This is a genomic window from Halomonas sp. ML-15, from assembly GCF_014779595.1.
Taxonomy (GTDB): Bacteria; Pseudomonadota; Gammaproteobacteria; order Pseudomonadales; family Halomonadaceae; genus Franzmannia.
This window is the reverse complement of record NZ_JACXZT010000007.1, coordinates 1-10,088: the sequence shown is the minus strand read 5'-3', so window position 1 is coordinate 10,088 and position 10,088 is coordinate 1. Positions and strand designations below refer to the sequence as shown.

Annotated in this window: 8 protein-coding genes and 1 pseudogene; 6 read left to right on the top strand and 3 right to left on the bottom strand. The window is 64.9% G+C overall.

What is annotated here, in order from left to right; all coding sequences use genetic code 11:
* Window positions 1-105: 105 nt before the first annotated feature.
* A complete protein-coding gene (locus IEI94_RS05600; RefSeq protein ID WP_191166345.1) occupies window positions 106-1,314 on the bottom strand; it encodes an ROK family transcriptional regulator in 1,209 nt (402 codons plus the stop codon).
* 190 nt (window positions 1,315-1,504) lie between these two features.
* Here IEI94_RS05600 and IEI94_RS05595 point away from each other — a divergent pair, with 190 nt between their 5' ends.
* From IEI94_RS05595 to IEI94_RS05570, 6 genes are read left to right on the top strand one after another with little or no spacing between them, the layout of a single operon-like run.
* On the top strand, window positions 1,505-2,275 hold the full coding sequence (locus tag IEI94_RS05595; protein ID WP_191166344.1) for an SDR family NAD(P)-dependent oxidoreductase: 771 nt from the start codon (window positions 1,505-1,507) through the stop codon (window positions 2,273-2,275).
* A complete protein-coding gene (locus tag IEI94_RS05590; protein WP_191166343.1) occupies window positions 2,275-3,804 on the top strand; it encodes a sugar ABC transporter ATP-binding protein in 1,530 nt (509 codons plus the stop codon). Before IEI94_RS05595 ends, IEI94_RS05590 begins: the two co-directional genes overlap by 1 nt.
* Window positions 3,785-4,798, top strand: a complete 1,014-nt coding sequence (locus IEI94_RS05585; RefSeq protein ID WP_191166342.1) for an ABC transporter permease — start codon at window positions 3,785-3,787, stop codon at window positions 4,796-4,798. Before IEI94_RS05590 ends, IEI94_RS05585 begins: the two co-directional genes overlap by 20 nt.
* Window positions 4,799-4,852: 54 nt before the next feature.
* Window positions 4,853-5,821 (top strand): ABC transporter substrate-binding protein, encoded by a 969-nt coding sequence (locus tag IEI94_RS05580; RefSeq protein WP_224749955.1) that lies wholly within the window; start codon window positions 4,853-4,855, stop codon window positions 5,819-5,821.
* Window positions 5,822-5,878: 57 nt separating this feature from the next.
* A complete protein-coding gene (locus IEI94_RS05575; RefSeq protein ID WP_191166341.1) occupies window positions 5,879-6,934 on the top strand; it encodes a sugar phosphate isomerase/epimerase family protein in 1,056 nt (351 codons plus the stop codon).
* Window positions 6,935-6,947: 13 nt separating this feature from the next.
* On the top strand, window positions 6,948-8,111 hold the full coding sequence (locus IEI94_RS05570; protein WP_191166340.1) for a Gfo/Idh/MocA family protein: 1,164 nt from the start codon (window positions 6,948-6,950) through the stop codon (window positions 8,109-8,111).
* A 42-nt stretch (window positions 8,112-8,153) separates the two neighbouring features.
* Here IEI94_RS05570 and IEI94_RS05565 read toward each other — a convergent pair whose 3' ends face one another.
* Together IEI94_RS05565 and IEI94_RS05560 are read right to left on the bottom strand one after the other, a co-directional pair.
* Complete coding sequence (locus tag IEI94_RS05565) at window positions 8,154-9,329, bottom strand: fumarylacetoacetate hydrolase family protein (RefSeq protein ID WP_191166339.1); 1,176 nt, start codon at window positions 9,327-9,329, stop codon at window positions 8,154-8,156.
* 3 nt (window positions 9,330-9,332) lie between these two features.
* Window positions 9,333-10,088: pseudogene (locus IEI94_RS05560) on the bottom strand (aldehyde dehydrogenase (NADP(+))); the annotation flags it as partial.

The following is a 10,088-nucleotide window of genomic DNA, read 5'->3' as shown; positions in this document are numbered from 1 at the left end:
GATCAGCGACCAGCTATGGTCGGATAGCTCGTAGCGTCCTGCCATACCTCACCTATGCTGCTGCGGCATAGGAAAAATTAGCAGAATCTACTTTTCGTACAAAGCCTAGCTAGCTGAGAGGATCTGCGAATCGGTTGCTTGAAGCGCGATGGCGATGCCGCCGAGGCAGGTCATATCGCGGTCCCAGGGGCAGCTGACGATACGGGTGGGGCCGATCAGCTCGGATACCAGCGCCTCGTCGAGGGCGGTCTGCATGCTCTCTTGCATGGCAGCGTAGCCGCGTACCCCTGAGCCGGTGATCAGCACCAGGTCGGGATTGAACAGCGCCAGCAGATTGGCCATGCCGTAGCCCAGTGCACGTCCCGCCTCGGCAAAGATTCGCTGGGCTTCGGGGTCACCCTGCATGGCCAACTGGGTCAGGGCCTGCATCTGCTGCTCCGACGGGTGTGCGCTATCGCCAGCGGGAAGATCGAGCACCTCACGCGCCTCGCGGTAGAGCGCGTAGTCGCTGGCATAGGCTTCGATGCAGCCGCGCTTGCCGCAGGCGCACAGGGCGCCACCTGGTTGATACTTGCTGTGGCCGAACTCCGCGGCGGAGCCGTTGGCGCCCACAAACGGCACGCCGTCGATCATCACCGACATGCCGATGCCGTACCCCAGCATGATCACCACCAGATTGGGATAGCCGGCATAGGCCGGCTGTGTCGCCAACACGCTGGCGATGCAGTTGGCATCGTTCTCGAGCAGCACCGGGCAGCCGAAGCGCTCGGCCAGGGGGGGCGACAGTGGCGCGTTGCGAAAGCTCAACGCCGGTGACCAGATCAGCGTGCCGCTATGCGATGACACCACCCCCTGTATCGCCAGGCAGATGCCGGCCAAGCGTCGATGGTTGGCCAGTGCCGTGGTGCAGACCGCGGCAATTTTCTCTTCCAGCAGTGCAGTGAGATCCCCCGGCGTGAGTGTCAGAGTGGCGACGCTGTGATGCTCGCTATGTCTGACCTGGCCAGCGAAATCGCCCACCACCAGCTGCAGTTCATTGATCGATAGCTTGACGCAGATGACACAGGCCGCCTCGGTATCGAGGTGGATCAGTGTCTTGGGGCGTCCGCGTCCGCTGGGACGCGACACATCGGGTGGCAGCTCGGTGATCAGCTCCTGCTGCAGCAGATCGGCACTGATCGAGGTGACGGTCGCAGAGCTGATGCCATTACGCGTTCCGATGTCGACGCGCGCCGCCGGGCCGTGCTCACGCAGGCTGCGAATCACCGCCAGGGTGTTGTCGTGGCGGCTGCTGTCATGGGGCTGAGAGGCCATGGATCTCGCCGTTGCTGTGGGTCATGGGCAGTCTACCAGAGTTGCCATGCCGCGATGGCCAGTGGTGACTGGGCCTCGCCCAGGTGTGTGATTGCGACCTAAGTTGCATAGGCGCGCATTTATTTTAGGGTCTAAATTAAATCCACGCCAACGTCATATCCCCTCAATAATGACAACAAGGGAGATCACCATGCGCGAGCCAATGGCCCGCTATCCCAGCCTCGAGGAGCACGTCGTTTTCGTTACCGGTGGCGGTGGCGGGATCGGTGCGGCCCTGGTTCAGGCCTTCCATCATCAGGGCGCGAATGTCGCCTTCGTCGACATCGACGATGCGGCCAGCCAGGCACTGTGTCGCAAGCTCGAGGCCGAAACCGGTCGCGCCCCCTGCTATCACCACTGTGACATCCGCGACATCGCTGCCCTGCAGGCCGTCATCGACGAGGTGTGCGAGCGGCATGGGCCGATTCGCACCCTGATCAATAACGCCGCCAACGACGATCGCCATGACTGGCGCGAGGTCAGCGTCGATTACTGGGACGAGCGCATGTCGCTCAATCTGCGTCCGATGTTCTTCTCGACCCAGGCGGTGGCCGAGCGGATGGCCCAGGCTGGCGGCGGCTCAATCATCAATTTCGGCTCGATCAGCGTGCGCCTGGCGCTGGGTAATCTGCCCACCTACGTCACTGCCAAGGCCGCGGTGCATGGCTTGACCCGCAGTCTGGCGCGGGATCTGGGCGAGCAGAACATTCGCGTCAATACGGTGGTGCCGGGCTGCATCATGACCGAGCGCCAGCTCGATAAATGGATCGGCCCCGAGGACGAGGCGCGCATCCGCGAGCACCAGTGCCTCAAGGTGCGCCTGGCCCCTGAGCATGTGGCGCCGATGGTGCTGTTTCTGGCCGCCGACGACGGCGCCCAGCTGACCGGCCAGGAATTTCATGTCGATGCGGGGTGGGGCTGATGAGTACTCACGATCAGCCGCTGCTGTCGGCGCGCCGCATTTGCCGTTCGTTTGGCCAGAACCAGGTGCTGTTCGATATCGACATCGACCTCGTGCCTGGTGAGGTTCACGCGCTGCTGGGTGAAAACGGCGCCGGCAAGTCGACTCTGGTAAAGATCCTCTCCGGCTATCTGAGCGCCACATCGGGTGACATCCACCTGGAGGGCGGGGCGCGCCGCTATTCCAGCAGCGGCGAGGCCGAGACCGACGGCATCGTGATGATCCATCAGGAGCTGGCCCTTGCCGAGCAGTTGAGCGTGGAAGAGAACATCTTCCTGGGACGCGAGCTTCGACGTGGCCCCTTCCTCGATCAGCAGGCCATGCGTAAGCGCTGCCGGGCGGCGCTGGCGGAGCTCGAAACCCGGGTCGATCCACGCGCTCGGGTCAATGATCTCAGCACCTCCGATCAGCAGATGGTCGAGATCGCCAAGGCGATCACCCGCGATGTACGGGTGCTGATCATGGATGAGCCTACGGCGACCCTCACCGAGCATGAAGTCGAGGTTCTGTTCGCGCTGATTGCCCGACTGCGCGAGCGCGGCGTGGCGATTCTGTACATCTCTCACAAGCTGCGCGAGATCGAGCGGATTGCCGATCGCGTCACGGTGCTGCGCGACGGCCGGCTAATCGACAGCGGACCGATGGCCGGGCGCAGCAAGGAGGAGCTGGCGCGCTTGATGGTAGGGCGTGAAATCAGCGACATGTACCCCGAGCGCAGCGGGCTGGCCAGTGACGCGCCGGTGGTGCTGGAGGCACGCAACATGGTGGTGCCCGGGGCCGTGAAGCAGGCGAGCTTTACCCTGCGGCGCGGCGAGGTGTTGGGCTTTGGTGGGGTGGTCGGGGCCGGACGTACGGCGCTGATCGAGGCGGTGCTGGGGCTGCGCAACCGCAGCGCAGGCGAGGTGCTGCGCAACGGCCAGCCGGTGGCGCTGCGCCACCTGCGCGATGCGGTGCGCCAGCGTATCGCCTATCTCACCGAGGACCGTAAGGGCAAGGGCCTGGTACTCAATATGGGCCTGCGTCCCAATCTGACCCTGCTCAATCTACGCGCCTACTGCCGTCCGCTGATCGATCGGCGCCGTGAAGAGCAGGCCTTCCAGGAGGCCGTCGAGCGCTTCGATATCCGCCTGCGGACCGAGGCGCTCACCGCCGCCGAACTCTCCGGCGGCAACCAGCAGAAGCTGCTGTTGGCCAAGGTCATGACCATCGACCCCGAGATCGTGATCATCAACGAGCCGACCCGCGGCATCGACGTGGGCACCAAGCAACAGATCTACCACTTCGTGCGCGAACTCACCGACGCCGGACGCTCGGTCATCCTGATCTCCTCGGAGATGGCCGAGCTGATCGGTCTTTCCCATCGAGTGGCGGTGATGTGTGCCGGCGTGTTGACGGGGGTGCTCGAGGGCGAGCAGATCAATGAACACGAAATCATGCAGTACGCATCTGGCATCAAGGGGGTAGGAGTCGATGAACAACGCCGTGCCTGACAACAAGCCTGTCGCTCGGAGCCGGGCCTCCTTCGACCTCAAGACCTGGGGGCCCTTCATTGCCCTGATGGCGCTGGCGGTACTCGGAGTGTTGATCAATCCCGCCTTCCTGGGGCTGGATAACCTCTCCAACATGCTCACCCGCAGCGCCTTTATCGGCATCATCGCCATCGGCGCCACCTTCGTGATCACCGCGGGTGGGCTGGATCTCTCGGTGGGCTCGATGGCGGCCTTTATCGCCGGGGTGATGATCATCCTCATGAACAGCCTGGTCGAGCAGTTCGGCCCCGGCCTGACCACCATCGTACTGGGAATTTTCGCCTCGCTGCTGCTGGGGCTGTGTGCCGGCTTCATCAACGGCATGGTGACCACCAAGGGCAAGATAGAGGCCTTTATCGTCACCCTCGGCACCATGGGCATCTATCGTTCGCTGGTCACCTATCTCGCTGACGGTGGCACCCTGTCGCTGGACTGGGGCGTACGCGACATCTACCGGCCGGTCTACTACGGCAACCTGCTTGGCATACCGATCCCGGTACTGGTTTTCCTGCTGGTGGCGGTGGCCGGCTACATCCTGCTCAACCATACCCGCTTCGGTCGCTACTGCTTCGCCATCGGCTCCAACGAGAAGGTGGCCGAGTACAGCGCCATTCACGTCGATCGCATCAAGACCATGACCTACATGCTGCAGGGCGTATGCGTGGCGCTAGCGACCATCATCTATGTACCGCGGTTGGGCTCGGCCTCGGGGGGCACTGGGGTGCTCTGGGAGCTCGAGGCGATCGCCGCGGTGATTATCGGTGGCACCGTACTCAAGGGCGGTCACGGCCGCATCTGGGGCACCGTGGTGGGGGCGATCATGCTGACCATGATCGGCAATATCCTCAACCTTACCGATGCCATCTCCAACTATCTCAACGGCACGGTGCAGGGGATCATCATCATCGTTGCGGTGTACCTGCAGCGCGCAGCGTGGAGGAAGTCGGTGCCATAGGGCGCCCGAAATAGGCAGCAACATAACAAGCACAATCAGCAAAGGAGCACGACCATGCCCATCACGAAAATGACAAATACCAAGATGGCCCTAGCGGCCCTGGCGACAGCGGGGGCAATGGGACTTCCCACCCTCGCCGTGGCTCAGGAGTACACCATCGGCGTGTCGATTCCTGCCGCCACCCACGGCTGGACCGGCGGGGTCAATTACCACGCCGAGCAGGCCAAGGAGCGCCTGGAGGCACTACACCCCGAGATATCCATCACCATCACCACTGCCAGCGACCCGGGTGGACAGGCCAACGACCTCGAAGATCTGGTCTCCCAGCGCAATATCGATGCGCTGGTGGTACTGCCCTTCGAGTCAGGGCCGCTGACCGACCCGGTGCGTCGCGTTAAAGACACCGGGGTGTTCGTCACCGTAGTCGACCGCGGTCTCGAACAGGAGGGCATCGAGGACCTCTACGTCGCCGGCAACAACCACGAGATGGGCCGAGTGTCCGGCGAGTATATCCGCGACCAGCTGGATGGCGAGGGCGACATCGTGGTGTTGCGCGGGATTCCCACGGTGATCGACGAGGAGCGCGTGCAGGGCTTCCAGGAGGCCATCGAAGGCTCCGACATCAACATCCTCGACATGCAGCATGCCAACTGGAACCGCGATGATGGCTTCGAGGTGATGCAGGACTATCTGGCGCGTTTCGACCGCATCGATGCGGTGTGGGCCCAGGATGATGATATCGCCCTTGGCGTGATCGAGGCGGTACGACAGGCTGAACGCGAGGACGAGCTGTTCATCGTCGGCGGCGCGGGGATGAAGGACATCATCGCTCGGGTCATGGAGGGTGACGAGCTGATACCGGTGGATGTGCTCTATCCGCCGGCGATGATCGCCACCGCCATGGACCTCACCGTGCAGCATTTCGTCTCCAATGGCCCGGTGGTGGGCGAGTATATCCTCGGCTCGCCGCTGATCACCCAGGAGAACGCCGAGCAGTACTACTTCCCCGATTCACCGTTCTGATCGATCCCGGCGGGCGCTTGGCGCCCGCCTTCGACCACAACCATCGGAGAGCCGCTTATGCAAACCATCAAAGGGCCGGCGATCTTCCTTGCCCAGTTCGCCGGCGACGACGCCCCCTTCAACAGCCTCGACAGTATCGCTGCCTGGGCGGCGGGGCTGGGCTACGAGGGCGTGCAGATCCCCAGTTGGGATGCGCGCCTGATCGATCTACGACGCGCCGCCGAGAGCCGCACCTACTGCGACGAGATCAAGGGCACCCTGGCCGAGCATGGTCTGGCGCTGACCGAACTCTCCACCCACCTGCAGGGCCAGCTAGTGGCCGTGCACCCGGTCTACGACGAGGTCTTCGACGGCTTCGCGGCGCCTGAGGTGCGCGGCAACCCCAAGGCCCGCCAGGCGTGGGCCGTGGAGCAGTTGATGCTGGCCGCCAAGGCGTCGCAGAACCTCGGCCTGACCGACCACGGCACCTTCTCGGGGTCGCTGGCGTGGCCGTTTCTCTACCCCTGGCCGCAGCGGCCGGCGGGCTTGATCGACAGTGCCTTCGACGAGCTGGCCAAGCGCTGGCGGCCGATCCTTGATGCCTTCGACGAGGCCGGGGTCAATCTGTGCTACGAAATCCATCCCGGCGAGGACCTCCACGACGGCATCACCTTCGAGATGTTTCTCGAGCGGGTCGGCCACCATCCGCGCTGCCATATCCTCTACGACCCCAGCCACCTGATTCTGCAGCAGCTCGACTATCTGGGCTTTCTGGACGTCTATCGCGACCATATCCAGATGTTTCACGTCAAGGATGCCGAGTTCAATCCCAGCCCCAAGCAGGGCGTCTACTCCGGCTATCAGTCGTGGACCGAGCGGGCCGGGCGTTTCCGCTCGCTGGGCGACGGCCAGATCGACTTCAAGTCGATGTTCTCGTGGATGGCTGCCAACGACTATCACGGCTGGGCGGTGCTGGAGTGGGAGTGCTGCCTCAAGCACCCCGAGGTCGGCGCCCGCGAAGGGGCGACCTTTATTCGCGAGCATATCATCCAGGTCACCGAGCGGGCCTTCGACGACTTCGCCGATGGGGGCGCCGACGAGGCGGCCAACCGGCGCCTGCTGGGCCTCGACTGAAGGGTAGAATGACATGACTCAACATCACGACACTCCCCGCCGGCTACGCCTGGGCATGGTCGGTGGCGGCCAGGGGGCCTTTATCGGCGGCGTGCATCGCATCGCCGCCAGGCTCGATGATCACTACGAGCTGGTCGCCGGGGCCTTCGCCTCCGACCCCCAGCGCGGTCGCGCGGCGGCCGCCGAGCTGCACGTCGCCGAGGAGCGCGCCTACCCCGACTGCCGCGCCATGGCCGAGGGCGAGCGTCAGCGCCCGGACGGCATCGACGTGGTCGCCATCGTCACCCCCAACCATCTGCACTTCGACGTGGCCCGCACCTTCCTCGAGGCCGGTATCCACGTGATCTGCGACAAGCCGATGACCACCACCCTGGAGGACGCCCAGACGCTGGCCGCGCTGGTCGAGCGCAGCGGGCTGTTCTTCGGCCTGACCCACAACTACTCCGGCTATCCACTGGTGCGCCAGGCCCGCGACATGGTCGCCGCCGGTGAGCTGGGCGAGCTGCGGGTGGTGCAGGTCGAATACCCCCAGGACTGGCTATCGACCCGCCTGGAGGAGAGCGGCGTCAAGCAGGCCGAGTGGCGCACCGACCCCAAGCGCAGCGGCCCGGCCGGCTGCCTGGGCGATATCGGCACCCACGCCTATCACTTGGCGCGCTTCGTCACCGGGCTCCAGCTCGAGTCGCTGGCGGCGGATATGCACACCTTCGTCGAGGGGCGGGCGCTGGATGACAACGTGCATATGATGCTGCGCTTCAAGGGCGGCGCGCGGGGCATGCTGTGGTCGAGCCAGGTGGTGCCGGGCAACGAGAACGGCCTGAAGCTGCGGGTCTACGGCAGCCAAGGTGGCCTCGAGTGGCATCAGGAGACGCCCAACCGGCTGATCCACTCACCGCTGGGGGAGCCGCCGCGGATCCTGACCCGCAACGGCCCGGGGCTTGGCGAGGCGGCGCTGGCGGCGTCGCGGATTCCCCCCGGGCACCCGGAGGGCTATCTCGAAGCCTTCGCTCAGCTCTACGTCGACTTTGCCGAGCAGATCCGCGCCCGTCAGGCGGGCCGCGAGGCCGCGCCGCTGGCCGCCAACACCCCGAATGTGATGGATGGGGTCGATGGCCTGCGTTTTATCACCCGGGCGCTGGCATCGTCGGCGGCGGGAGGCGGCTGGGTCGATGTATAACGCGCTGACCCTGGTCGTCATCGCCACTGTCACTCGGATAGCTCAGACACGGCCGGAAGCGCGCTGAGTAGCCAACCAGGCACGGATGCCGTACGACCAGGGAGCCAGGCGATCACTACGATCGACGCGGTTGATCAAGGCGCCCAGTGCCGGGGTGGCGATGGTGACACGGTCCCCCAGATGGTGGGTGAAGCCCTGTCCCGCGCCATCGCGGTCCTGGATCGGCGAGAACATGGTGCCCAGGAACAGCATGAGCCCATCGGGGTACTGGTGATGAGTCCCGATGGTCTGACTCACCAGGTCGAGTGGATCGCGGCTAATTTGGCGCATATCGCTTTCGTCGTTGAGAACGAAGTCGTCATCCTCGCCTTCGATGCTGAGCGAGACCTTGGCTTGGCGCACCGTGTCGAGCGTGAAGGTGTCGTCGAACAGGCGGATGAAGGGGCCGATGGCGCAGGAGGCGTTGTTGTCCTTGGCCTTGCCTAGCAGCAAGGCGCTGCGTCCTTCAATATCGCGCAGATTGACATCGTTGCCCAGTGTGGCACCGCGGGGAGTGCCCTGAGCGTCTACTGCCAGCACGATTTCTGGCTCGGGATTGTTCCACTCCGATCCCGGGTGCAGGCCAACGCGTGCGCCGAAGCCTACCGCCGAGAAGGGTTGCGCCTTGGTGAAAACCTCGGCGTCGGGACCGATACCGACTTCCATATACTGCGACCAGGCGCCGCGTGACTGCAGCTCAGCTTTGAGGGCCATGGCCTCTTCGGAGCCCGGAGTGATCTGGGAGAGATCGCTGCCGATCAGGGACTGCAGCTCCTGGCGTAGTTCGCCGGCTCGAACGGCATCTCCCCCCGCCTGCTCCTCGATGACGCGCTCCATCAGGCTGACGGCGAAGGTCACGCCGCACGCCTTTATCGCTTGGACGTCGCAGGGCGCCAGCAGATAGGGCGCGCTCGGCGGTTCCGCCAGAGAATTCTCCAGCAATGTCTCGACGGGGCCGAGCGACTCGCCCTCAGCTTGTGAGATGAGGGCTGCCGCATCATCCCGCTCCAGCAGGTCGGCCATGCAGTAGCAGCTAGCGCTAATATCGATGACCTCTCCCTGGCGAATCGCCACCAGGGCCGGGCCTGGTCGCGGTGTCTCGCGCCAGACTCGGCCTACCAGCAGCGCTTGTTGATGATCTTCAGGAAGAGCCTGCGCGTTATGGTTCAAGGTTGGCATATCTTATTCTCCACGCTTACCGTCCACCAGCCGGCTGACGCCCAGCGGGTTGCCGTCCTTGAGCGCCTCGGGGAGCAGCCCCGCCGGCAGGTCCTGGTAGCACACCGGGCGCAGGAAGCGATGAATGGCGGCGCTGCCCACCGAGGTGGTGCGGGCGTCCGAGGTGGCTGGATAGGGGCCGCCGTGGACCATGGCGTGGCATACCTCGACGCCGGTGGGCCAGCCGTTGGCCAGTATCCGCCCGGCCTTGCGCTCAAGCGTCGGCAGCAGGCCCTTGGCCGCTGCCAGGTCGCCGTCATCCATCTGCAGGGTGGCGGTGAGCTGGCCTTCCAGCCCCTCGGCGACGCGCTGCATCTCGGCCAGGTCGGCGCACTCGATCACCAGCGAGGTGGCGCCGAAGACCTCGGCCTGCAGCGCCTCGTCGGCGAGGAAGTCTGCGGCACTGGCCACGAACAGCCCGGTCTGGCACTGGTGGGGGCCGTCGCCGCTCTGGCCGCGGGCGACTTCTCTGACCTTGGCATTACCGGCCAGCGCGCCGAGGCCGTCGCGGTAGGCGCCGTGGATCCCGGGGGTAAGCATGGTCTGGGCGCCGCTGGCGGAGACCGCCTCACCGGCAGCCTTGACGAAGGCGTCCAGCGCCTCGCCCTTGACCCCCAGCACCAGGCCGGGGTTGGTGCAGAACTGGCCGGCGCCCATATTCAGCGAGCCGACGAAGGCACTGCCCAGCGCTTCGCCGCGCGCCTTGAGCGCTTCCGGCAT